Genomic DNA, 24,002 nt, shown 5'->3' with positions numbered 1-24,002 from the left:
CAATTGACTGAGGAAAGTAAAAATAGAAGGAAATGAGACCAATAGATGTCTCACTTCCTTCTATCTTTTTATAGATGAGGTTCTCCTTGCTGCTTTTGATTGGCTGTTCTTATTACTTGATGCAGGACAGCTTTTTCACAATCTCTCCACTAAACGGTGTTCAATCAGCTGACCCTCGGTATTAGCTCAACAAACGGCAAAATATGAAGAACTATTTTTCCGTTTTTTTCTCTAATACTCAGGTCAGGACGCTGATTTCACAACCTCTCGATAAACGGTGTTCAAAAGCCAGTTTCTCAGTAGTAAGTCAAATTTATGCAAAAATGTGGAAAGCTATTTTCACAAAATTTTTCTTACTACTTGAAACTAAGCGGCTTTTTCACAACCTCTTACCAGATTCGCACTCTTTTTTCTGGCGCTAGATACATAGCGTCTTGTTCCGTGATACCAAATGTTTCATAGAATTCGTCAAGGTTTTTTGGTTGCACGTTTGCTCGGAGTTTAGCAGGGGCATGGACATCGATTTGCAGTAAAAGTTGTTGGTATTCTTTTTTTGCTTTTGTACGCCAAATCGTTGCCCAATTGACAAAAAATTCCTCGATAGAAAGATCTGATTCCGTTTTTGCTGCTTCCAATGCACAGCTTAGACCGCCTGCATCAGCAATATTTTCCGAAACGGTTAATTTTCCGTTTACTTTTCCGTCAGCAAAAGGCAGACCATCGAATTCTTCGATCATTGCTTGTGCTTTGTTTTGAAATTGTGTAAGATCTTCTTCTGTCCACCAGTTGTTCAAGTTGCCATATTCGTCAAATAAAGCGCCGTTATTATCAAATGCATGGGAAATCTCATGAGCGATAACAGCTCCGATTCCACCATAATTAGCAGAGCTTGATTGTTCTAGACTGTAAAATGGTGCTTGAAGGATCGCTGCCGGAAAGACGATCACATTCCGAAATGGATGATAATAAGCATTGACCGTGTCAGCACTCATTTCCCATTCTGAACGATCCACTGGTTTGTTCCATTTGCTGAAACGATCTTTTAATGTGAGTTTGCTGAAAACAAGAGTATTTGAAAGCAAAGTACCACCCTGATCTGCAGGTACTGTTTTGAACTGGTCGAATAATGCTGGGATCTTATCGGGGTAGCCTACTTGGATACCTAAGTTATTTAATTTTATGACGGCTTTTTCTTTTGTTGCATCCCCAAGCCAGTCATTTTCTTCTAGACGTTTTTTATAAACGGCGATCATTTTTTTCACCATTTGTTCTACGTCTTTTTTAGCAGCTTCGCCAAAATATTTTTTTCCGTAGTAATCGCCAACTACTTGATCGAATTGTCCAGAGGCAAGGTAATACGCTGCTTTTTTCTGAGGCATTGCTTCGTCTGTTCCAGACAATACGCGAGAATAGATTCCGCTGACTTGGCGGAATTCTTCTGATAGATAACCACTAAGAGAACGTACTGTTTTAATGATCATCCAGCTTTTGAATAACGGAAAATGAGCTTCTGTCAGGATGTCATTCAAATGATCGAAGTACACTGGATCAGTTACGATCACTTTATCTGGAGTTGTCCCAATCAAACCCGTGACAAGTTTTTTCAAGTCCAGTTTATCTGTGTATTGAATAAATGTATCAAAAGATTGCGGATTATACATTTTGCTGTAATCTGCGTTTTCTTCTGCACTTTTTACATGAGGAGCAATCAATTTATCAAATTGCACTGCTTGTTCCGTGATTGCTTCTGCCTGACTTTTTTCTTTGCCGGCAAGCTCTAATAACTGAACAGCCATATCAAAGAAAACGCCTATTAGTTGTGCACCGTTGGGGTGGTCTGATGCATAATACGTCTTATCTGGAAGGAATAAAGAAGGCGGATAAGCAAAGAAGGCGTTCGTTTGCGCATTCTTCATATCTGCATCTACATCCAGATTAAATGGCAATGGTAATGTATCCAACAGCCATTCTGGAAATTGCTCATTCAATTCGTCGAAAGACTGCAATGATTCAACTTTTTCGATTATAGGTTGAAGTGGTTGAGCATGCAACTCATTTCTTCGGTCATAATCGTTTGCCAGTTGATAATATGCAAGGAAATGTTTCATTTTTTCTGAAGACACTTTTTCTGGATGGGCAAGCAGATCGTCTGTTTCTCCCATCAAAAGTTGGTCGATCCCGTCAACTAAATCTTGGAAACCGCCTGTAGCTGGTTTATCTGCAGGGATTTTTGCTGTTTTTTGCCATTCTTCATTGACTGCTTCATAGAAATCTTGTTTCAATCGTTCTTTGTTCATTCATCGATCGCTCCTTTTTTGTTTCGTGTGCCCATTATCTTACAAAATGAAGGAATTAACAAATAGAACATAAAAAATTGAAAATTCGAACAATCAAACTGATTTGTTTTTTTCAATCCTTCACTTATAATGAAAAAAAGGAGGCGATCCCAACTGAATCAAGTAGTGGATAAACCTTTATATTTCAAAGTAGATAAAAAAATTAAAAAATTAGCCAGCACTCAGCAGCTGCAGTCAAGAAAAAGTAAATTGCTTTTTTTAGCTCTGGTTTTTGAAGATCAAAGTTATGTGATTATCGATCAATCAGGACATCCGGTAGAATATTCTCCAGCAAAATATACTTATCAAGAGGGTCTTTCTTGTAAAAAATGGAAGCTGATCAATGAAGAGCCAATCGAGTTATCTAGATGGATCAACAGAAAAGAAGATATTCCCGTTTTGATCGAAGAAAAAAGGTCAGGAAAGGAACTCGCAAATTGCTGGGTGGGATTGCCAGAAGAACGTTTTTTGAGGTATAAGAAATGGGCTACCCCCTCAGGCTATCTTTGTGGTACTTACGCGGCAGCAGTTCTCCTTGCCTATTATCAAGACTATCGTAAGGGGTGGATGCTTCCAAATGAGATTTGCAAGAAAAATACGGCTGATTCGTTGGTTTTGACGAAGGCATTGCGTAGCCAGATCCAACCACTAGGACTTCCTACGATTCCTTTTCAGGTTAGTACAGGGATTTCTAGTTTTTTAAAGAAGAATGGCAATCATGAGCGTGCACGAGCAACTCTTCTAGGTTCATGGCAGCGAGCTACAAAACGTATACGTGAAGGCAAACCTGTGATGATTGGTATTTTGAAAGTACTTGGCAGTACATATGGCAATCATTGGGTGACAGCGTACGCTTATTTTGAAACTGAAACAGGAGAACGTTATTACAAAGTACACGACAACTGGGGCGATTATCATAAAGTCATTCCTGCCAGTTGGAGTAACGGAACAGTTTCACTTCCTTAAGAATTTGCTGAAATTAACAGAAAATCTTGGAAAAATATGTTAAACTATCGAAGAATAGAGAAGTTTTGGGGAGGACTACATGAGTAATAAGTATCAGGATGACACGTTGAAGATTTTTAGTTTGAATGGCAACCGTCCATTAGCTGAAAAAATCGCGAAAGTGTTCGGAACAGAATTAGGTAAAAGCGTCGTGAAGCAATTTAGTGATGGCGAGATTTCCATCAATATCGAAGAAAGTATTCGAGGGGATCATGTGTATATCGTTCAATCAACGAATGCACCTGTCAATGACTACTATATGGAACTACTGATCATGATCGATGCAATGAAGCGAGCAAGTGCGAAAACGATCAATGTCGTATTGCCTTACTATGGGTATGCTAGGCAAGACCGCACGGCGAAACCTCATGAACCGATCACTGCGAAATTGATCGCTAACTTGATCGAAGAAGCAGGGGCAACTCGAGTACTGACTTTAGATCTGCACACGGTTCAAGTACAAGGATTCTTTGATATTCCTGTAGATAATTTATTTACGATGCCGTTGTTTGCTCATTATTACCGTCAATTAGGTCTGACGGGAGATGACATCGTAGTTGTTTCGCCAAAAAACAGCGGTGTTCAGCGTGCACGTAGTCTTTCAGAATATTTGAACAGCACATTAGCCATCGTAGATCATGCAGATGATGCTTCAACTGAGGGTGGTTATGTGATCGGTGATGTTCAAGGAAAGACATGTATCATGGTAGATGATATCTTGAACACAGGAGCAACGCTTGCACGAGCAGCAAATGTATTAAAAGAAAACGGCGCAAAAGAAGTATATGCCTGTGCGTCACATGGATTATTGTCCGATCATGCGAAAAGTATTTTAGACAATGCACCAATCAAAGATATTTGTATCACTGATTCTGTTTTCACAGAAGAAAATCGTCATCCAGAAAACTTAACAATCGTTACATGTTCAGAATTAATGGGAGAAGCGGTCAAACGCATCCATGAAAATACACCGATGAGTCCGTTATTCCGTCTGGAAGAAAAAGAATTCGAATAAACAAAAAAAGAGGGAAAGAAGTTGTGACACAAGTGAGCAGCTTCAAGGAGCTGCGACAAGACTTTTGTCACAGCTCCTTTTTTCTATGCCCATGAAACGTCCTCTAGACAAAAATGAGCTCTTCTTTGGTTTGTTCGCTATTTTATGCTAGAATGTGCCTAGCAATAATTTGGAAGGGATGAATGAAGTGAAAACTATTTATCTGGATCATGCGGCAACTACCCCCATGCATCCACAAGTAATTGAAGCGATGACGGCAATCATGCAAGACACGTTTGGAAATCCTTCAAGCATACATGGATTTGGTCGCCACGCGCATGAAAAATTGGAAACAGCAAGACAAATCATTGCAGACAGTCTGCAAGCAAAACCTCACGAGATCATCTTTAATAGTGGTGGAACAGAAGGGGATAATACAGCTATCTTAGAAACAGCGTTCTCGCGTCAAAAAGAAGGCAGACATCTAATCACTACAGCTATCGAACATCCTGCTGTTCTTAATACCATGAAATATTTAGAGACAAAGGGGTTTGACGTTACATATCTGCCTGTAGATGAAAAAGGGAATCTGTCGATCGAAGAGGTCAAAAAAGCGTTACGAGAAGATACGATCTTGGTCTCTGTGATGTACGGGAACAATGAAATCGGAAATTTGATGCCAATCAAAGAAATCGGTGAACTTTTAGCGGATCATCCAGCTTATTTCCATACAGATGCGGTACAAGCGTACGGAAACCAAACGATCCATCCAGAAGAATTAGGAATCGATTTATTAAGTATCTCTGCTCATAAAATCAATGGGCCAAAAGGCGTCGGTTTCTTATATAAACGAGACGGAGTAAATATCCCTGCATTGCTTTTAGGCGGGGAGCAGGAAGAAAAGCGGCGTGCAGGTACAGAAAATTTAGCAGGGATCTGGGGTATGGCAAAAGCAGTTGAACTGCTGTCATCTGAAGAACGTGAAGCACGTAACAACAAATATAAAGGATTCCAGCAATTGATTCTTGATACATTAGAAGCAAACGAAATCCCTTATCAAGTAAATGGTGATTTAACGAATAAACTCCCTCATGTGTTGAATCTTCGCTTAATTGGCGAAGCAAATGATTTGCTACTGATGAAGCTTGATCTTAATGGGGTCGCTATTTCTACTGGTTCAGCTTGTACAGCAGGAAATATCGAGCCTTCACACGTATTAGAAGCAATGTATGGAGAAGATACACCGATACTAAAAGAATCCATCCGTATCAGCTTTGGTTTGGGAAATACCGAAGACGACATCCAGTATTTCCTTGATCAATTAGTTCGTGCTGTCAAAAAATAACTAGTGAAGTCATTCTTATATGAACAGATGTCTGAGAGAACGCCTTCATTTTTTAGGGAACTTAACTGAAAAACCTAGTAAAAATCAGGATAAACTTTTATAATAAAGAGAAACTAATTTTATCGAGGTGAAAATCATGGCATTTGAAACAACAGCAACGGTACTGGGCGCACCAATTAGCTATCGTTTGCATCCTGATGCAAAAAGATATACATTGCGCGATAATGGATTTACAGAAACAAACGGAGGCAATTATCAATTGATCCGACCATTAGATGCCACGCCGCAAAGCAAAGAAGGATTCAAATTAAAAATCACTGTATCAAAAGATATTCAAACATTGAAAATGTCGATCACTACAGCAAATGGATTGAAAGCAGTCAATATTTTCAAAGATCCAAAACAGAAAATGAGCCAAGATAAATTTTATTTTCTGATGGATGGGATGATTAGCCGTGGGTTATTCGAAAAAGTCGAATGATCTGTGGATATAAAAAGACAACTAGTTTTGAAACGGCCTATTGTTAGATGACTAACTTTGTAAGGACGACGCAAATTAGTTGTCTTTTTTATTTTTAAATTTAACACATGTTGTTATTTTTAATATTTTGCTGATTTATTGTTTCTAAGTAAAGAAATTTAAATTGAAACGATTGTTATTTAGGGAAAAAGGTATTTTTTGAAAAAAGAATCCCGTATAATGATTGTTGTGCAAACGCTATACAAAATGAAAAAGAAAAGAGGGATGTTTATGGAAAATGAACAGTCGGTCGTTTTAACGAATTGGAAGAGAAATTATTTGTTCTTTTTATCGGGACAGTTTTTGTCAGTAATCACTAGTATGGTCGTCCAATATGCGATCATCTGGTATTTGACAAGAGAAACCGGTTCGGCGACAATTTTGAGTTTTGCTACTTTACTAGGAATGATTCCCATGGTTTTACTAAGCCCATTTGTAGGACCGCTAGTGGATCGCTGGGATAAAAAAGCTCTTTTGATTGTCACGGATATTATTGTAGCGATTTTCGCGCTTATTTTAGCAGTAGTCGGAACGATTTCAGAATCCTTCCCGATTTGGCTAGTTTTTGTGTCTTTGTTTATGCGTTCGGTCGCACAAACATTCCAAATGCCAACGATCCAGTCGATTATGCCGACAATCGTTCCATCTTCTCACATAACAAGGACGAATGGACAGTTAGGAATGGTCCAGTCAGCGAATTTCATCATTGCGCCAGCTCTAGGTGCGGCTTTGTTTTCAGTCGTTCCTGTCAATTACCTTATTTTATTAGATGTATTGGGGGCAGTTTTTGGTGTCGGCTTATTGATTTTTGTGAAGATCCCAAAAGTTTCTCCTGAAATATTGGAAGTTCCGCTTACTATTTTTAAAGATGCAAAATTTGGGCTGCAGCAATTGATGGATAACAAAGGGTTATGGTACATAACGATCAATGGTGCATTTGTGATGCTGTTGTTCATGCCAGCAATCAGTCTGTATCCATTGATGACGCTAGATTACTTTGGTGGTTCCGTTGGACAGGCGGGAGCAGTGGAAGTAGTCTACGCAGTCGGAATGCTCTTAGGCGGTGCACTGATCAGTTTTATAGGAACATGGAAAGACCGAATGAAACCTATTATTATAGCCTACATCATTATGGGCCTGACGATCGGTGCAAGCGGATTGGTTCCAAACGATAGTCAAGGGTTCTTGTACTTTCTTATCTTGAATGCAGGAGCAGGTTGTGCAACGCCATATTTCAATACACTGCTGATGGCAATGATCCAGCAGAGTTATGAATCGAATGTTTTAGGTCGTGTCTTAGGGAACTTCAACTCTTTGATGAACCTGGCAGGTCCAATTGGATTATTATTTGCAGGACCATTAGCTGATCGTTTAGGGGTAGAAAAAATGTTCTTGTTTTCTGGAATCGGGATTTTATTATGCGGAATCGTTTTATTTTTAACGTCAGCTGCTCGAAATTATGATAAAGAATTACAGAAAAAATTGGTAAAAGAACACCATGAGCAAAAAGACGAATAGTATGGAATGGAGTTGTGACAGAAGTCTTGTTACAACTCCATTTCTGATCCTAATGTTCCTGTGGCAATAAGCCTACTCAAATGAAAAATATGAGTAATTATCTTTATTTGTTTAATACTTGATATAGGGCAGTTTTTTCACGACCTATCGTACTTCCTCTTTGCTTCATAGATTTCTTTGATTTGTTGCTCAGATAACGGAGTGCCAAATGGTAGTTTTTCCTTTAAGAGTTCTCTTTCCGGTGCGTCTACGCCTACATTGACATCGTTCTCGATAGGTACGCTGTAATGATGGATATGTCCATGAAGATTGCGGATAGTGTCGTTAGGCCCGAGCAACATCGGATAATGAGTCAAGTAATATTGTTGATGGTCGAATTTAACGATGGCACCTACATCATAAAAATAAAATTTGGGACTTCCGTCAGTAAGCCTAGGATCATTTTTTTCTAAATAACGGAAAAAAGCACGACTGTCATGGTTCCCTTTGATCAAGTGGATTGTTCCTTGCAGTTGAGTGACCAGTTCCAAAATTTCTGCATTTGCTTTTTCATATTGCGGATGCATAGCAAGGTCGCCTAGATGATAAACATGGTCGGTTTCTTTTATTACTGCATTCCAGCTAGTGATCAACTGTTGGTTCATTTCATCCACATTTGCAAAGAGCCGCGGAGCAAAGTCGTTTTTTCCTAATAAGCGTTCATGGAAAAAGTGCATATCACTGGTAAAGTAATTCATGTATCTCTTGCCTCCCTTTTTTCTTAGAGTAAACAAAATCACTTATCTGAGCAACTCATAACATCTAAAAAGAAAAGGTTGTAAATGAGACGTGCAGCTTTAAGCGATAAGAAGCAATTTTGAAAAATAGTTTTTCACAATTTACAAAATTATTCCTTATTGCCGAAAGGCTGGCCCTTTTTATGAGTATGCCAATTTTTTATATCGAATGCTCAAAAGATGAGTGATTTTTTGGTTGACTATCATGTTTGTGTACTGAATAGGTCCAGTAGAACAGTATTTTTACGACTTGATAATTAAGGGATGAAATTTTCAGAAATATGACGTATAATGTAAAATACTGAAAAGTTGCGACCTTCAACTCGTAGATGTTTCAGAATCTAATTGAAATGATGGTGATATCATGACAGACAACAGCAAAACACGCGTTGTCGTAGGGATGAGCGGCGGTGTCGACTCATCTGTAACAGCACTTTTGTTAAAGGAACAAGGATACGACGTGATCGGAATATTCATGAAAAATTGGGATGACACGGACGAAAACGGTGTATGCACGGCCACGGAAGATTATAAGGATGTAGCGAAAGTAGCTGCTCAAATCGGGATTCCTTATTACTCTGTGAATTTTGAAAAAGAATATTGGGATCGTGTATTTGAATATTTCCTAGCCGAATACCGCGCAGGACGTACACCTAACCCAGACGTGATGTGCAACAAAGAAATCAAATTCAAAGCATTCTTGGATTATGCAATGGATCTTGGCGCCGATTATGTAGCTACTGGACATTATGCGCAAGTCACTCGCGATGAAAACGGCGTGGTCCACATGCTTCGTGGAGTAGACAATAATAAAGATCAAACTTACTTCCTTAGCCAATTATCACAAGAACAGCTTTCAAAAACGATGTTCCCTCTAGGCGGCATGGAAAAATCAGAAGTACGGGCAATTGCTGAACGCGCAGGCCTTGCGACTGCTAAGAAAAAAGATTCAACGGGAATCTGCTTTATTGGTGAAAAGAACTTCAAACAATTTTTGAGCAACTATCTGCCAGCAAAAAAAGGAGATATGGTCACTCTTGATGGTGAAGTCAAAGGACAACATGCTGGCTTGATGTATTATACGATTGGTCAACGTCAAGGACTAGGGATCGGTGGCGGAGGAGATTCGCAAGAACCCTGGTTTGTTGTAGGAAAAGATCTAGCGACAAACACATTATATGTGGGGCAAGGGTTCCATCATCCTGCATTGTATGCCACAAGCTTGGATGCAAGTGAAATCCACTTTACGACGAATGAACCAATGCCAAAAGAATTCAAGTGTACAGCGAAATTCCGTTATCGTCAGCAAGACGTTCCTGTGACAGTTCGCTTATTGGATGATAATCGTGCAGAAGTCGTATTCGACGAACCTGTACGTGCAATCACTCCTGGACAAGCAGTTGTATTTTATGATGGAATGGAATGTCTGGGTGGTGGTTTGATCGACCACGCATATCAAGAAACAAAAGTTTTACAATACGTTTAAGCGATATTAAATGAATCAAAACAGCTATGGCTAACAAAAGAAACACCTTTTCTTTTGGATAGCATAGCTGTTTTTTTGCAATAAAATTAATTTTTATTCATTTTGTACTTGAAATACTTGTGTAAAAAGTTCATAATATCCAATAATATGAATAAAGTTGCTTTTTGTTAAGCAAGAGCAGTTGCAAAATAGAAGGGAATCTTTTGCAAGTGATTTGTTCAATTTTATAAGTGAGGGTGATGGAAATGGAAAAGAAATCGACGGGTATTAGCAAATGGGGACTGGTTGCTCTGGTTGTCAGTTCGTCAATCGGAAGCGGTGTGTTTGGGATCACAAGTGATCTGGCTAGTTCTGCAGCTCCAGGGCCAGCGATCCTTTCATGGATAATCGTTGGGATTGGTATTTTAGCTTTGGTATTATCGCTGAATCATTTAGGAGAAAAACGTCCAGATCTAGATGGTGGTATTTTCGGTTACGCGGAAGCTTCATTTGGTAAATTAGGTGGCTTCATCAGTGGTTGGGGTTACTGGTTGTCTGCGTGGCTGGGAAATGTTGCTTTTGCAACGATGCTGATGAGCGCCATGGGAGAATTTTTCCCGATATTCAAAGGTGGACAAAATGTTCCTTCTATTTTATTTGCAAGTATTTTTATTTGGGGTCTGACTTTATTAGTAAACAATGGAGTTGAAGGAGCGAGCGTCATCAATACAATCGTGACGATCTGTAAATTAGTGCCATTATTCCTATTTTTAATATTTGTATTTATCGCATTTAAAGTGAATATATTCACTGCTGATTTTTGGGGTAACGTATCTGATAATCTAGTGAATGGAACAGGGCAGCAAGGAACGATCTGGTTGCAGATTAAAGGTTGTTTGATGGTTATGATGTGGGTCTTTGTAGGGATCGAAGGCGCAAGTGTTTTAGCCAACCGCGCGAAGAAACGTTCAGAAGCCCAGCAAGCATCGATCATTGGTCTGCTTTGTTTATTGTTTATCTATATCCTTGCTTCGATCTTGCCATACGGCGTCTTATCTCAAGAAGAGTTAGCAACTATTTCACAACCTGCTATGGCAAATATTTTAAAAGGAATCGTGGGAAATTGGGGAGCAGCGCTGATCAATATCGGCTTGATTATTTCGATCATTGGTTCTTGGTTGTCTTGGACGATGCTCCCAGCAGAAACAACGATGTTGATGGCTCGAGACGGTCTGTTGCCGAAAGGTTGGGGAAAAACGAATAAAAAAAATGCCCCAACTTATTCGTTAGTTGTTACTGCAATCTTGACTAATCTATTCTTATTGACTTTCTTAGTTACTGATTATGCCTATCAATTTGCCTATTCTTTATGTACAGCGGCAATTTTGATTTGTTATCTACTTGTCGGGATCTATCAAGTCCAGTTTTCTTTAAAAGAAGGAATCAAAAAACAAGTAGTGATCGGTGGGATTGCTGTAGTTTTTGAATTGATGGGCATCATTTTAGCAGGATTTTCTTATGTCCTTTTATGTAGTATTGCCTATCTTCCTGGTTTTTGCTTCTACTGGATCGCTTGTCGTGAAACCAAACATCAAATTACGGGAAAAGAAAAAGTAATGATTGGGCTGATTTGTGTGGCCGCACTGCTTTCAATCGGGTTGCTTGCTGTAGGCTGGATCAAGATATAAGGGGGAAAGAAACATGAAAATCGCAAATTTCGGTGTAGAAGAATGGCTAAATAAATGGGAAAAGAAAGCGGTATATGATATTGCACAAAGCTCGATCGAAGCATTGACATTAGACGAACTCGTTGGCTTAGATGGGACTAGCGTAAGTGAATTTTTCGAAAAACGCAAAAACGAACCATTGGACTATGGCTGGATCGAAGGATCAGATGTTTTCAAACAAGAAGTCGCTTCTCTTTATCAAACCGTCAATCCGGAAAACATCTTACAAACGAATGGAGCGACTGGTGCTAATCTTTTAGCTCTATACGCGTTAGTGGAAGCAGGAGACCATGTTGTTTCGATGCTTCCTACTTATCAGCAATTATATGACATCCCCAAATCTTTAGGTGCCGCTGTTGACTTTGTTCATTTGAAGGAAGAAGAAGATTGGCAGTTTGATTTAGAACAGCTAGAAGCCTTAGTCAAACCTGAAACAAAAATCATCTGTTTGAATAGTGCAAACAATCCTACAGGCACATTGCTAGATCGGAAAACTTTAGAAAAAATCGCAGAAATTGCTCGTACAGTAGATGCATATGTATTGATAGATGAAGTATATGCGCCTTTAACGGATAAAGGTGAATTCTTGTCGATCGTAGATGTCTATGAAAAAGGTATAGCAACCAATTCCCTATCCAAAACCTACTCCATTCCAGGTATTCGTATTGGCTGGACAGCTACTGGACCTGAGTTGGCAGAAGTTTTTCGAAAGTATCGAGACTACACGATGATTTGCGGCGGAGTCCTGTCAGATGATCTTGCTGTACATGCATTGAAGAATAAAGAAAAAATATTGGAGCGAAACAAAAAGATCATTACAGAGAACCTTGTGATTTTAAAACAATGGGTAGCCAATGAACCGAAAGTTGAACTTGTCGCTCCCAATTACGTCTCTACTTCTTTCATTAAATTAGCCATCGAAGAAGATGACCAGACATTTTGTATCAATTTATTAGAAGAAACAGGAGTACTATTAGTACCAGGAAGTGCCTTTGATTTACCGAAGCATGCCCGACTAGGTTACTGTTGTAAAAAAGAAACCTTGGAAAAGGGATTATTCCTCTTATCTGAGTTCTTGAAAAAACAGGCCTAAACAAAAACACTGCAAGGACAGTCTGTGACAACTGTTCAAGCAGTGTTTTTCATTTACGCTTATTGTCTATGAGAAGGAGAGTGCCCTGAAGATATGGAGACTCCTGAAGCTTTTTCTTCTGCAGTTTCTTGCTGATGGATTTCTTGTGTATTGTGTCGTACAAGCAAGAAGTTGACCAAAACAAGAAGAGAAGTCGAAAGAAAAACGCCACGATAACCAAATGCACTGGAAACACTGGAGCCGATCATAGGCCCTACTACGTTACCAGTTGCTTGGAAAGATTGGTTATAACTGAAGATCCGTCCAGCAGCTTGATGAGGCGAATATTTTGTGATCAATGCTTGGACAGCAGGGAGCAGACAAGCATCAGAGATACCAATCAAAAAACGTAAGGCAGCTAATTGCCAAACATTCGTGACGAATGACATTGGGATATAAACCAGAATCGCAAAACCCAAACCAATCGCAAGTATTCTTTCACTCCCGATCTTGTCACCTAAGCGACCAAATCTTGGAGCGGCTATCAAAGTGGCAATCCCAGGTATCGAAGCGATGATTCCGCTGATCAACGTAACATTCCCATGTCCATGCAGCAATTGGCGAATGTACAGACTGATGATTGGACTAATGGAATTGTTGGATGCTTGGATGATCATCGTTGTGACGAACATACCGATGACGACGTGTGGATATTTCAAGTCTTTGAAAATCTGTTTGGCAGAAACCATGTTTTCTTTTTTCACTGGGACAAATTTTTCATGGACGAAAAACAGACTCAACAAGAAGACGAAAAATAAGATGATCCCTGTAATGAAAAAGGTAGGGCGATAGCCAAACGCTGAAGCAGAGATCCCGCCAAGAAGCGGTCCAAGTAATGTTCCTGTAACAGAACCAGTTGCTAAGGTTCCAAGAACTTGACCACTTTTTTCTTTTGGCGTCCCAGTTGCGACAAGGGCAGTGGCATTACTGATATAACCAGAAAAAATCCCTTGAAGCAGACGCAATGCGACTAATTGATACACACTAGTCACGCAACCCATCAAAGAAATGACGATTGCCATTCCTAATGAAGCACGCAACAGCATCAATTTTCTTCCTTTTTGGTCGGCTAATTTTCCCCACCAAGGAGAGATCAGCGTAGTCACCAAGAAAGTAGATGAAAAAGTCAATCCGCTCCAAAAGTTCAATTGTGACGTACTATAATTACCTAACGTATCTATGTAAAGTGACATAAAAGGCATGACTAAACTAAATCCGATACCAGCCATAAATGTTCCAAACCATAAGACAAACAAGTTTTGTTCCCAAGTTTCTCTTTTCCTAAATAATTTTTCCTTTATTCTTGCAGCCAATTAGACTCCTTCTTTCTGAAAATTTTCATCTACAGCTCTTTATTATAAACTACAATATGTAGTTTATCAATGAAAGTCTCTTTTTTCTCTTTCTTTTTCGTGGTAAACTGAAAGAGTGAAGGATTTATTTTATGAGAGGAAACATGGAAATGAAAAAAAGAAATCTGTCTCAAGAGAAAATCATCGACTGCTTTCGAGAACTAGCAGAAGAGATGGATGTTCAGCAAATAACCTTTCAGCATTTAGCCAAACGCTTGGATATCAAGGCTCCCTCGCTGTATAACCATTTCAAAAATATTCGTGATGTCAAAACAGCGCTAACAGCGAAACTTCTGCAGGAACTTAATGACCAGCTGCGTCGGGCTCTTGTAGGAAAAAGTGGTCAGGAAGCACTGCAGATCTATGCAGAAACTTATCGATCCTTTGCTTTTTCAAATCAAGCAGTGTATGAGTTACTGATCAGTGTACCGCATACCAATGAAGCTGTTTTATTAGATGGAATCCATGAAACGAATCAGATCATTTTGCAGATATTTGAGGCTTTTCAATTAACGAAAGAAGAAAAAGTTCATCGAAGCAGGGAACTTCGTAGTATGATCCACGGTTATCTTTCCTTACGTTTTTTAGGATACTTTACAAAAGAACCAACAATCGATCCAGAAGACAGCTATTTTTGGATGATCAATGACTTTATCGCTACTTTGCCTTAAACAATCAGATTCATTTGTAACAATTTTAAGATGTTCATTAAATGACCCTTTTATAAGAGAAAATTCTTGCAACTTTCTTGAAAAGTGACTAAGATGAGTCTAGAAAAGCTGAAAGAAGGAGCACGAGTATGTATCAAGTAATTACCATGTTCGGGGACAATGAGCCTTGGTGGTTTTTTGAAGACTGGGAAGAAGATATTGAAGCAGAAGAAACATTCGAGTCTTTCGAAGAAGCACGACAAGCGTACGAAAAACAATGGAACGAAATCCATCAAAATTATGAATATATCAATGCAAAAAGTAACTTTCTCAGCGCCTTTTGGAATGACGGAGATGAGCGCTGGTGTGAAGAGTGTGACGATGATTTACAGCAATACAAAGGACTTGCGTTGTTGAAAAATCATCAGCCCATCACAGTAGAAAGCGGAAAGGAATTTTATGAAACAACTAATTCTAGCGGAAAAACCAAGCGTTGCGAAAGACCTAAGCAAGGTGCTTGGTGCTAATCAAAAGCACAAAAATTATTATGAAGGACCCAAGGTGATCGTTACTTGGGCCCTTGGTCATTTATTAGGATTGAAAATGCCGGAAGATCTGAATAAGGAATGGCAGAGCTGGCAAATGGACACGTTGCCAATGATCCCTAAAAAACTAGGAATCAAACCACTTCCTAAAACAGGACATCAATTAAAAGCAATCAAGCAGCTAGCTCAGCGAAAAGATGTCTCAGAAGCAGTCATTGCGACAGATGCCGGAAGAGAAGGGGAACTTGTTGCTCGCTGGATCTTAGAGTATGTGCATTTCAATAAACCAGTGAAGCGGTTATGGATCTCTTCTCAAACAGATAAAGCAATCAAAACTGGATTCAAGCAACTAAGACCTGCGAAAGAATATGATGCATTGTATGAATCTGCTCTTGCCCGGGCAAAAGCGGACTGGCTGGTAGGATTGAATGTGACCAGAGCCTTAACTGTGAAGTACGCGGATAATTTATCAGCAGGCCGTGTGCAGACACCGACACTAGCATTAGTGAGAGACCAAGAAAAGAAAATCGAGCAGTTCCGTCCACAAACGTATTTCACGATCACGTTGCAAGCTGGAAAAGAACAAGCCAAAATGCTTCAAAAAAATCAATTTGCTTTAAAAACACAAGAAGAAGCACAAAAACTTGTTCAATTGATCAGTACAAGCAAAGGAACTGTCACAGAAGTCCAAGAAAAATTAAAAACGGAATCTGCGCCATTGCCTTATGATTTAACAGAGATCCAAAGAGAAGCCAATCAACGCTATGGCTATTCTGCAAAGAAAACATTAAATCTTGTACAAAGTTTGTATGAGACCCATAAGATCGTTACTTATCCGCGTACAGACAGCAAATATCTGACAAATGACATGAAAAGTACGATGAAAGAACGATTGCAAGCAGTCAGCGACTTTGCTCCTGAGGTCAAGCAGTATTTGAAAAACGGAGCCATCGTCCAACAGACAAAAGTATTCCAAGACAGTAAAGTGACCGATCACCATGCACTTTTGCCAACTGAAAACAGAGCACGTTATGAAAAATTAAGTAATGAAGAGCAAAAAATCTATCAAATGATTGTCTCTCGTTTTTTAGGACTGTTTGCTCAACCCCATAAAGTCAGCCAAACAAAAGTTACGGTTGAATTTGGTAAAGAACGATTCATTTTTCGGCAAAATCGTGTCGTCCAAGCAGGATGGAAAGGCGAAACTGAAACTGAGACGGAAACAGTCAAATGGGAAAAAGGAATGAGAATCAATCCCGATTTCGCCATCAAAAAAGAACTATCTGCACCGCCTAAACCATTGTCAGAAGCAAGCTTGCTTGGTCAAATGGAAAAATACAGTCTGGGAACCCCAGCTACGCGTGCAGAGATTATCGAGAAACTAATCAAATCTGAACTGATGGAACGTACCCCTCAAGGACTGCAAGTATCTCCTAAAGGTAAGCAATTATTAGTATTGGTAAATCCCTCTTTAGTAACACCAGATTTGACAGAAAGCTGGGAAAAAGACCTTGAAGCTATTGCTGCAGGAAAGAAACAAGCAGGAACCTTCTTGAATGGAATCGAAAAAGAAACAAAACGCTTGGTGAATGAGATCAAATCAAGCAAACAAGAATATCAAGATTTCTCGATTACCCAAAAGAAATGCCCAGAATGTGGGGCCAATCTGCGCGAGAAAAACACACGTGACGGCAAAATCTATGTCTGCACCAATTCAGATTGCAACTACCGCAGAAGAAAAGATCCAAAAGTCTCTAATCATCGATGCCCGCAATGTCACCGGAAAATGGAAATCATCGAAGGTAAAAACGGTGCTTATTTCCGTTGTAAATACGATGGAACGACAGAAAAAATGCTTGATAAAAAAGAGCAGAAGAAGAAAATGACCAAACATGAAGAACGACGCTTGCTGAAAAAATATGCACAAGCAGAAGAACCAGAAGAAAGCCCATTAGCAGCAGCACTAAAAGCGGCAATGAAGAAATAATAAGATATGAAAGAGGTTGTGACAGAAGTGGTCAGCTTCAAGAAATAAGAAGGAATTTACGAAAATTGCTTCTCAAATTTTTGTGAAATTTCGGCTTATTTCCGAAGAAGCTACTTCTGGAACACCATTTATTCGGAAAAAAGGACTGTGACAAGACTTTTGTCACAGTCCTTTTTCATTTAAAAAAATGTTTACTTCATTTGACGTATATTATTGGTGAGGCTTCAATTCATTTGGCTTCACTTTTTCTGTTTCTCTTATGATATAAACAGGACGCTGTTTCGTTTCTAAGAAGATTTTCCCGATATATTTCCCGATGATTCCAAGACATAACAATTGGATTCCACCAATGAACAGGAAGATCGAGACCATGGAAGGCCATCCTGATGTAGGATCACCAAACAACAATGCCCGCAAAATAATGAACAAAATTGCAATACCAGAACCGACACAAGACAAAGCGCCGATAAATGAAGCAATCGTTAACGGTGCATCCGAGAAGTTCACGATACCATCAATCGAGTAGTTGAATAATTTCCAGAAGGACCAAGATGTTTCGCCAGCCACACGTTCGCGGTTTTCATAAGAAATATATTCTGTTTTAAACCCGACCCAGCTAAATAATCCTTTTGAAAATCGGTTGTATTCTGTTAATTCTAGGACGGCATCCACCATTTGACGAGTCATCAAGCGGAAATCACGAGCGCCATCGACCATTTCTGTATCGCTGATTTTATTGATCAACTGGTAGAATTTTTTCGCAAAGAAACTGCGTATCGCAGGCTCGCCTTCACGAGTCGAACGCCGGGTGCCGACACAATCGATATCAGAAGTAGTGATCCGGTTGATCATCTCAGGAAGCAGTTCGGGCGGATCTTGCAGATCAACATCCATCACGGTCACTAAATCTCCTGTAGAAGCTTGCAATCCAGCGTATAGAGCCGCTTCTTTCCCAAAATTTCTGGAAAATGAGACAAAGCGGACATAAGGATAAGCTGAGGCTAGCTTCTTGATTGCTGCTAACGTACCGTCTTTTGATCCGTCGTCAATAAACAAATATTCGAACTCATGGGCACCTTTGAATTTTTCAACCTCATCAAAAAAAAGAGGAACAGTTTTTTCTTCATTAAAACATGGGACAACAATTGATACTTTCATCGTTTCTATCCTTTCAATCGTATGTTTATATATGGTTTACATTCAAAATTTAATAAACCTTAAATAACACCTTTAAAATTTGATTTTACGTAAAAGAACAGGTATTCTTTTTGTAAACTAACGTATTTAGTTTACCATGTTTCCTCGGTTTATCAAACTTTTAAGAACAATTTTTATTAGTTGGCAAGTAGTTTTGGATAGAGAAAAAGGAGGAAGTTCCAGTCTATTGACTAGGAGCAAACAAAATGAAAATACACACACCTATCGGCTTTTTATGGTTAGATGCAGATGAATCCGGATTGACTGCTGTATCTTTTCAGCCAATTTCAGAAAGCGAATCAGCGAATCAGCAAATTTTAACGCGCACACAAGAACAGTTTGAAGAATATTTTGCGGGAAAAAGAAAAGAATTTGATGTTCCTTTATCTATAAAGAGAGGTACGCCTTTTCAGCAAAATGTCTGGAAAGCTTTGTCGACCATTCCTTATGGAGAAATCCGAACGTATAAAGAAGTAGCCGTTGCTGTTGATAGTCCGAAAGCTGTGCGAGCGATTGGGCAGGCAAATCGAACCAATCCATTGCCAATCGTTATTCCTTGTCATCGAGTGATCGGGCAAAATGGAAAACTGACAGGATATATGGGAAACGCAATAGATGGGGTTGAAATCAAACGCCAATTGTTGTTGTTAGAAGGATATCTGCAAAATTAAAAACAGTTGTGATTCGGACATTGTTCCATGCGAGAATCACAACTGTTTTTTCATGTTCATTCTAAACTTTGATCAGCCAAATAAATAGTAAAGCCATCACTGTTTGGAGAAGCCCGACAGCTAATCCATAAAATAAGAAGCGTGTACCTTCTTTCATGAATTTTGCAAAGTCTAAACGCAGACCAATTGCCGCTAAAGCAGTGATCTCAAACCAGCTGCTGATAAAATGTGCCGATTGGTCAATAACTACAGGTAAAGAAAACAAGCTGTTGACCAAACAAAAGATCACAAACCCTAATACATACCAAGGAAGTGGTAATTTTCGTTTTTTCTGCGTATCAGTTGGCGTTTCAAACAGAGCTGGTTGTTTCTTGTGCATGAATTTTTCAAACAGATAGACAACAACAACGAGCATCATAATACGTAGAATCTTAAATAGCATGGCGAATTCGACAACAGAATTGTCAAGTAAGCTTGCCCCAGCGACTACTTGACCAACAGATTGGAGTGTGCCACCCAAAAGTGCACTTTTTTCAATGAGATTTCCACCAAACAACTGTAATCCAAGAAAAGGGAGAGTCAACATCATCACAGTACCCAGTAGATTGACTAGTGTGATGATCTGTCCTTTTTCTTCCTCTTTCGCATGGATGGAAGGGGCGATCGAAGCAATAGCAGAAGAACCACAAACAGCGTTTCCTCCAGCCATCATCAAAGAAGAAGTATCGCTGAATTGCAGTTTTTTACCAATCAAGTAAGCACCGATGATAGTGACTGACATTTGCAGTAACACAAAAACAATTCCTTTTATACCAATTTGAGCAATCGTTTGAGCTGTGACAGTTGCACCTAGTAAAAAAACAGAGAATTCTAATAGTTTGCTTTCAGCAAATTTTGTGCCGATTGCTAGAACAGGCTGTTTAAAAAAAGTATTTCCTAATAAAATACCCAATAAAATAGCAATAGTCGCTCCACCTAACTGTGGCAGATAAATAGCAAGAAGCCTGCTGAAGGCAGCGATGGCAAAAGAAAGCAGTAAACCGGGTAAGATTTCGCGGACCGCTGAATCCTTTACAGATTTTATTGGATGTGACAATGATTTCATTTGATCGGTTCCTTTCGTCAATAAATACTAAAAGCATACTCGAACATAGTAGCACTAAACCAGTATTTTGACAAAAGAACAAGAGGTCGTGACAAAAGTCTTGTCACGACCTCTTGTTTCGAATAAACGGTGTTCAAAAGCCAGTTTCTCGGTATTAAGCCCAACCAGTACAAAAACATGAACAGCTGTTTTTGTTTGGCCGTTCTTATTACTTGATGCAGAACAGCTTTTTCACAACCTATTGAATCGATTATTAAGCGATTTTTTTAGAAACAAATTTTCCATGTTTGCTATGTTCTTTAATTAAGAAACGTACGTAATGAGCAAGAACGTAGAAGACAACTACACTTGCAAACAGACATTCCGCAACTTTTAAGAAATCCAATACGCTACTATAGATACCTAAACTGTTGAAGTAATGAACAGTAGTAAATATAGCTGTTGCAGAGATAACAAGCGGGAATGTAAAGGCTGCATAGCTTGGATAAAAACGAAGCTTGAACAAACGTGGAAGCATAGACAGCACAACGAAATACAATACTTGAGATAAAGCGAACAATGCTACGACAAGATAAAAATTAGGTTCAGCAAAGTTTTTAAGATAACCTGTTAGGCAAAGAGAACCAGGTGCTGCAACGATCGTAATCAGCGGACGTGTCGGATGAGCCATATTTCTTACGAAAAAGACACGTTTGATGATGATCGGCAATAAGAACGCATAGCAGATCAATGAAATCCAAAAGAAAATTTTTCCAATAAGCGGGAAGAAGTTCCCGGCAGTTACAGTGATGACCCCAAATCCAACGTAAATGATAAACCAGCTTGGATAAATTGCTTCAATTGAAAGATCAGCTTTGATAACATGGTGATAATTGAAATAAAAGACAAGGATCACTTGGAAGATAACAGCGCACAGCCAAATGAATTTGACAATTGGTGCAATACTTTCATATGAAACAAAATAAGTACAAATAACCATGAGTGACATCGTAAAAGTTGGTGAAACGGAGGCGATGATTGGATCATGCAACGTTTGTTTCGTGTGTTCGAATAAGATAAACAATTTAACAAAAATGAATATCATAAGAATCATAGAGATACCGCCAGTTAGATTGCCTAAAGCAACATGGTGATAGTCTTTAAACAGATTTCCAAGGGAAGCTAACCCAAGGATCAACCCGCAGATCGGGATCGGAATAATTTTCAAAAAGTTCTTCATATATAATATTCTCCTTTTTATTTAATAGATTTTAGTACCAAGATGAACGAATACATTGTAAAATGAATAGGAATGTATGATTACGAGCAAGCAGACAGCTGATTGTCTTCATCTAATTTACTAGTTGGATCAGCAACTGTTTTGTTGTACATTTCTATTATAGATGGTTTTTTGTATATTTAAATCAAATAGTTTTTATAGTAATTATCATAAAAAGTTATGGAAGTGGTGCCATGTTTAAGTTATTAACGACTTTTCGAGCAGTATATGAAACAAGAAATTTTTCCAGAGCAGCAGAAGTACTGTTTTTATCTCAACCAGCAGTCTCGAATCAAATCAAACAGTTGGAGCGGGAATTGAATATCGATCTTTTTCAACGTAACGGAAGAAAAGAGATGCTTCCAACTAAGCAAGCCGACTTATTATATGAACGGACACTGGTTTTGTTAGAAGAATGGGAAGAAACTCAGCAAAAATTGCTCAATGAACAAAATGAAGAAGAAGTATGTCGGATCGTTGCTTCCCACACCTTTGCTGTCTATCTTTTGCCTCAGTTGATGAAACATCTGATCAAAAGGTTTCCTAAAGTGCATTTTGAGATCGAAATCGCGAATTCTCATGAATCATTAGAACAAGTAGCGAAACATGAATCCGATTTTGGTTTTATCGAAAAGCCATTAGAGACTTCCGGCGTACAAAGATACTCTTTGATGGAAGACCAGCTAGTCATCGCTGGGGACCCAAAAAGCAAATTGTGGCTTGTAAGAGAAGCAAACTCTGGTGTTTTTCATTATACGCAGCGTTATTTTGAAGAGATGAATATCCAAGATAAGAAGATGATCGTGAAAAGTAACGATGTAATTGTTGCGTTGCTGAAGGAAGGAATCGGTCGCTCGATTTTGTCTAAGCGCTCTGTTCCAGAAAATGTGCCAATGACTCCGTTGAATTTCCATCGATATTTTTATTTCATCCAACGAACCAATCTGGTTTCTGATCAGCTGCTAGAGATTGCCGAAGAGATCCTTCGATACAATGAAAGCACAGAAACTTCTCACAGCGAGGAGAATCTCAGCTGGTAGATAATTGCATGTATCAAAAAAAGTTCTATGATACACTAAAGATAAGCAGTAGGCTTTTGTACTGCATTTGCTCAAGCAACTGCACAAACGGAAAGTTAATTTTTCCCAAATGTCTATGGAAAGACTTTCCATTATCTAACTGGACCGCTATAATAATCAGCAGTATGGTTTTTAAGAAAAGGGATGAAACATGGAAAAAAAATTAAAAGCTTCGAACGATAATCGTATTGATTATGGCGTGATTTTACCAGTCTTTCTGTTATGTTTGATTGGTCTGCTCTCATTATATGTAGCACTTAGCCATGATCCGAACAATCCAGCAGTCTTGAAAGGCGTAGGGATGCAAGTTGTCTGGTATTTAGTTGGAGCGGCAGCAATCGTTGTCATCATGCATTTGAATTCCAAATGGATCTGGAAACTGACTCCTTACCTTTATGGTTTGGGGTTAGTGGTAATGGGACTCTTGCTCAAATTCTATGATCAGAATTTAGCTGCTTCAACAGGGTCTAAAAACTGGTTTCGATTCGGTGCGTTTACTTTCCAGCCAGCAGAGTTGATGAAGATTGCGTACATCTTGATGATGGCACTGATCGTAACTAAACATAATACGCAAGTAAAAGAACGGACGATGAAATCGGACTTTTGGCTGATTGGGAAGCTCTTGATCGTGACAATACCGGTTTTAGCATTGATCATGGCCCAAGATGACTTTGGAACGATGCTTGTCTTTCTTGCGATCTTTGGCGGGATTTTCTTGATGTCTGGAATCTCTTGGCGCATCATCGCACCTGTAGTAATCTTGGCAGTAGTCGTTGGAGCAGGAACGATCTTCTTGGTTACGACTGAAGGCGGAAGAGACTTGCTTTACAAAGTTGGCTTCAAATCTTATCAGTTTGCACGTATTGATTCATGGCTGGACCCTTTCCATGATACGTCAGGAATGAGTTATCAGCCGGCCCAAGGACTTTTGGCAATTGGTACCGGTGGCTTGTTTGGTAAAGGATTCAACGTAAGCAATATTTATGTGCCTGTTCGTGAGTCCGATATGATTTTTACCGTTATCGGTGAAAACTTCGGCTTTATCGGTGGTGCATTCGTCATTTTCTTGTATTTTATTTTAATCTATCGTATGATTCGGGTGTGTTTCGATACGAATAATGAATTTTACGCCTATATCGCAAGCGGTTTGATCATGATGCTGCTGTTCCATGTCTTTGAGAATATTGGAGCAAATATCGGATTACTTCCTTTAACAGGGATCCCATTGCCTTTCATTAGTCAGGGAGGATCTTCGATTTTAGGGAACATGATCGGTATCGGGTTGATATTATCGATGAGATACCAAAATGAAGCACCTGCAAGATCTTCAAGGAGGTAAG

Annotated in this window: 20 protein-coding genes; 14 read left to right on the top strand and 6 right to left on the bottom strand. The window is 39.1% G+C overall.

The features are described 5' to 3' along the window. Positions 1-389 precede the first annotated feature (389 nt). Positions 390-2,297 (bottom strand): M13 family metallopeptidase, encoded by a 1,908-nt coding sequence (locus DIZ30_RS00580; protein WP_002301660.1) that lies wholly within the window; start codon positions 2,295-2,297, stop codon positions 390-392. Between the two features lie 129 nt (positions 2,298-2,426). On the opposite strand from DIZ30_RS00580, the gene DIZ30_RS00575 reads away from it, so the two are divergent. From DIZ30_RS00575 to efmA, 5 genes are all read left to right on the top strand, one after another. Next, positions 2,427-3,302 carry a dihydrolipoamide dehydrogenase gene (locus DIZ30_RS00575; protein WP_109023038.1) on the top strand — a complete coding sequence of 292 codons (876 nt, stop codon included), beginning with the start codon at positions 2,427-2,429 and terminating at the stop codon, positions 3,300-3,302. Between the two features lie 79 nt (positions 3,303-3,381). Beyond that, entirely contained in the window at positions 3,382-4,356 is a 975-nt protein-coding gene (locus tag DIZ30_RS00570; RefSeq protein ID WP_002286741.1) for a ribose-phosphate diphosphokinase, read from the top strand. A 178-nt stretch (positions 4,357-4,534) separates the two neighbouring features. Continuing rightward, entirely contained in the window at positions 4,535-5,680 is a 1,146-nt protein-coding gene (locus DIZ30_RS00565) for a cysteine desulfurase family protein (protein ID WP_002300523.1), read from the top strand. A 136-nt stretch (positions 5,681-5,816) separates the two neighbouring features. Next, entirely contained in the window at positions 5,817-6,161 is a 345-nt protein-coding gene (locus tag DIZ30_RS00560) for a DUF1831 domain-containing protein (RefSeq protein WP_002286736.1), read from the top strand. Positions 6,162-6,431: 270 nt separating this feature from the next. After that, positions 6,432-7,718 carry a multidrug efflux MFS transporter EfmA gene (efmA, locus tag DIZ30_RS00555; protein WP_109023037.1) on the top strand — a complete coding sequence of 429 codons (1,287 nt, stop codon included), beginning with the start codon at positions 6,432-6,434 and terminating at the stop codon, positions 7,716-7,718. A gap of 137 nt (positions 7,719-7,855) precedes the next feature. On the opposite strand, the gene DIZ30_RS00550 is transcribed toward efmA, so the two are convergent. Next, entirely contained in the window at positions 7,856-8,455 is a 600-nt protein-coding gene (locus DIZ30_RS00550) for a metallophosphoesterase (RefSeq protein WP_002291205.1), read from the bottom strand. Between the two features lie 403 nt (positions 8,456-8,858). Here DIZ30_RS00550 and mnmA point away from each other — a divergent pair, with 403 nt between their 5' ends. The 3 genes from mnmA to DIZ30_RS00535 all read left to right on the top strand — a co-directional run bounded on the left by mnmA (position 8,859) and on the right by DIZ30_RS00535 (position 12,779). Then, positions 8,859-9,980, top strand: a complete 1,122-nt coding sequence (gene mnmA, locus DIZ30_RS00545; RefSeq protein WP_002300525.1) for a tRNA 2-thiouridine(34) synthase MnmA — start codon at positions 8,859-8,861, stop codon at positions 9,978-9,980. Between the two features lie 245 nt (positions 9,981-10,225). Next, a complete protein-coding gene (gene arcD, locus DIZ30_RS00540) occupies positions 10,226-11,647 on the top strand; it encodes an arginine-ornithine antiporter (RefSeq protein ID WP_002286721.1) in 1,422 nt (473 codons plus the stop codon). A 13-nt stretch (positions 11,648-11,660) separates the two neighbouring features. Continuing rightward, positions 11,661-12,779 carry an aminotransferase gene (locus DIZ30_RS00535; RefSeq protein ID WP_002298286.1) on the top strand — a complete coding sequence of 373 codons (1,119 nt, stop codon included), beginning with the start codon at positions 11,661-11,663 and terminating at the stop codon, positions 12,777-12,779. Between the two features lie 59 nt (positions 12,780-12,838). Here DIZ30_RS00535 and DIZ30_RS00530 read toward each other — a convergent pair whose 3' ends face one another. After that, positions 12,839-14,131 (bottom strand): multidrug efflux MFS transporter, encoded by a 1,293-nt coding sequence (locus tag DIZ30_RS00530; RefSeq protein ID WP_002291199.1) that lies wholly within the window; start codon positions 14,129-14,131, stop codon positions 12,839-12,841. 149 nt (positions 14,132-14,280) lie between these two features. Between DIZ30_RS00530 and DIZ30_RS00525 the strand changes: the two genes are divergently transcribed. The 3 genes from DIZ30_RS00525 to DIZ30_RS00515 all read left to right on the top strand — a co-directional run bounded on the left by DIZ30_RS00525 (position 14,281) and on the right by DIZ30_RS00515 (position 17,352). Then, entirely contained in the window at positions 14,281-14,841 is a 561-nt protein-coding gene (locus tag DIZ30_RS00525; RefSeq protein ID WP_002323745.1) for a TetR/AcrR family transcriptional regulator, read from the top strand. Positions 14,842-14,969: 128 nt separating this feature from the next. Further along, the gene (locus DIZ30_RS00520; protein ID WP_002291196.1) at positions 14,970-15,347 is read left to right on the top strand and encodes a DUF1033 family protein; all 378 of its coding nucleotides are present in this window, start codon (positions 14,970-14,972) and stop codon (positions 15,345-15,347) included. Then, a complete protein-coding gene (locus DIZ30_RS00515; RefSeq protein ID WP_002306019.1) occupies positions 15,280-17,352 on the top strand; it encodes a DNA topoisomerase III in 2,073 nt (690 codons plus the stop codon). The genes DIZ30_RS00520 and DIZ30_RS00515 overlap by 68 nt, the downstream gene beginning before the upstream one ends. Positions 17,353-17,562: 210 nt before the next feature. On the opposite strand, the gene DIZ30_RS00510 is transcribed toward DIZ30_RS00515, so the two are convergent. Next, positions 17,563-18,510 carry a glycosyltransferase family 2 protein gene (locus DIZ30_RS00510; RefSeq protein WP_002289773.1) on the bottom strand — a complete coding sequence of 316 codons (948 nt, stop codon included), beginning with the start codon at positions 18,508-18,510 and terminating at the stop codon, positions 17,563-17,565. Between the two features lie 245 nt (positions 18,511-18,755). On the opposite strand from DIZ30_RS00510, the gene DIZ30_RS00505 reads away from it, so the two are divergent. Then, positions 18,756-19,220: a methylated-DNA--[protein]-cysteine S-methyltransferase gene (locus tag DIZ30_RS00505; protein ID WP_002298278.1), complete on the top strand. Its 465-nt coding sequence runs from the start codon at positions 18,756-18,758 to the stop codon at positions 19,218-19,220. A 61-nt stretch (positions 19,221-19,281) separates the two neighbouring features. On the opposite strand, the gene DIZ30_RS00500 is transcribed toward DIZ30_RS00505, so the two are convergent. Continuing rightward, the gene (locus DIZ30_RS00500; RefSeq protein WP_002298276.1) at positions 19,282-20,325 is read right to left on the bottom strand and encodes a YeiH family protein; all 1,044 of its coding nucleotides are present in this window, start codon (positions 20,323-20,325) and stop codon (positions 19,282-19,284) included. A 253-nt stretch (positions 20,326-20,578) separates the two neighbouring features. Continuing rightward, a complete protein-coding gene (locus DIZ30_RS00490; protein WP_002291188.1) occupies positions 20,579-21,544 on the bottom strand; it encodes a TDT family transporter in 966 nt (321 codons plus the stop codon). A 233-nt stretch (positions 21,545-21,777) separates the two neighbouring features. Between DIZ30_RS00490 and DIZ30_RS00485 the strand changes: the two genes are divergently transcribed. Beyond that, a complete protein-coding gene (locus DIZ30_RS00485; protein WP_002291186.1) occupies positions 21,778-22,623 on the top strand; it encodes a LysR family transcriptional regulator in 846 nt (281 codons plus the stop codon). Between the two features lie 190 nt (positions 22,624-22,813). Beyond that, entirely contained in the window at positions 22,814-24,001 is a 1,188-nt protein-coding gene (locus DIZ30_RS00475) for an FtsW/RodA/SpoVE family cell cycle protein (protein WP_002291183.1), read from the top strand. Position 24,002: the final 1 nt, after the last annotated feature.

The organism is Enterococcus sp. H57 (assembly GCF_003112495.1).
Classification (GTDB): Bacteria; Bacillota; Bacilli; order Lactobacillales; family Enterococcaceae; genus Enterococcus_B; species Enterococcus_B faecium.
Note: the sequence above shows the minus strand (reverse complement) of the source record. Positions and strands in the feature narration are given on the sequence as shown.

Excerpts from the sequence above, each read along its gene's own strand:
- DIZ30_RS00580 (WP_002301660.1), bottom strand. The coding sequence starts at position 2,297 with ATGAACAAAGAACGATTGAAACAAGATTTCTATGAAGCAGTCAATGAA.
- DIZ30_RS00575 (WP_109023038.1), top strand. The coding sequence starts at position 2,427 with ATGAAAAAAAGGAGGCGATCCCAACTGAATCAAGTAGTGGATAAACCT.
- DIZ30_RS00570 (WP_002286741.1), top strand. The coding sequence starts at position 3,382 with ATGAGTAATAAGTATCAGGATGACACGTTGAAGATTTTTAGTTTGAAT.
- DIZ30_RS00565 (WP_002300523.1), top strand. The coding sequence starts at position 4,535 with ATGAATGAAGTGAAAACTATTTATCTGGATCATGCGGCAACTACCCCC.
- DIZ30_RS00560 (WP_002286736.1), top strand. The coding sequence starts at position 5,817 with ATGGCATTTGAAACAACAGCAACGGTACTGGGCGCACCAATTAGCTAT.
- efmA (WP_109023037.1), top strand. The coding sequence starts at position 6,432 with ATGGAAAATGAACAGTCGGTCGTTTTAACGAATTGGAAGAGAAATTAT.
- DIZ30_RS00550 (WP_002291205.1), bottom strand. The coding sequence starts at position 8,455 with ATGAATTACTTTACCAGTGATATGCACTTTTTCCATGAACGCTTATTA.
- mnmA (WP_002300525.1), top strand. The coding sequence starts at position 8,859 with ATGACAGACAACAGCAAAACACGCGTTGTCGTAGGGATGAGCGGCGGT.
- arcD (WP_002286721.1), top strand. The coding sequence starts at position 10,226 with ATGGAAAAGAAATCGACGGGTATTAGCAAATGGGGACTGGTTGCTCTG.
- DIZ30_RS00535 (WP_002298286.1), top strand. The coding sequence starts at position 11,661 with ATGAAAATCGCAAATTTCGGTGTAGAAGAATGGCTAAATAAATGGGAA.
- DIZ30_RS00525 (WP_002323745.1), top strand. The coding sequence starts at position 14,281 with ATGAAAAAAAGAAATCTGTCTCAAGAGAAAATCATCGACTGCTTTCGA.
- DIZ30_RS00520 (WP_002291196.1), top strand. The coding sequence starts at position 14,970 with ATGTATCAAGTAATTACCATGTTCGGGGACAATGAGCCTTGGTGGTTT.
- DIZ30_RS00515 (WP_002306019.1), top strand. The coding sequence starts at position 15,280 with ATGAAACAACTAATTCTAGCGGAAAAACCAAGCGTTGCGAAAGACCTA.
- DIZ30_RS00510 (WP_002289773.1), bottom strand. The coding sequence starts at position 18,510 with ATGAAAGTATCAATTGTTGTCCCATGTTTTAATGAAGAAAAAACTGTT.
- DIZ30_RS00505 (WP_002298278.1), top strand. The coding sequence starts at position 18,756 with ATGAAAATACACACACCTATCGGCTTTTTATGGTTAGATGCAGATGAA.
- DIZ30_RS00500 (WP_002298276.1), bottom strand. The coding sequence starts at position 20,325 with ATGAAATCATTGTCACATCCAATAAAATCTGTAAAGGATTCAGCGGTC.
- DIZ30_RS00490 (WP_002291188.1), bottom strand. The coding sequence starts at position 21,544 with ATGAAGAACTTTTTGAAAATTATTCCGATCCCGATCTGCGGGTTGATC.
- DIZ30_RS00485 (WP_002291186.1), top strand. The coding sequence starts at position 21,778 with ATGTTTAAGTTATTAACGACTTTTCGAGCAGTATATGAAACAAGAAAT.
- DIZ30_RS00475 (WP_002291183.1), top strand. The coding sequence starts at position 22,814 with ATGGAAAAAAAATTAAAAGCTTCGAACGATAATCGTATTGATTATGGC.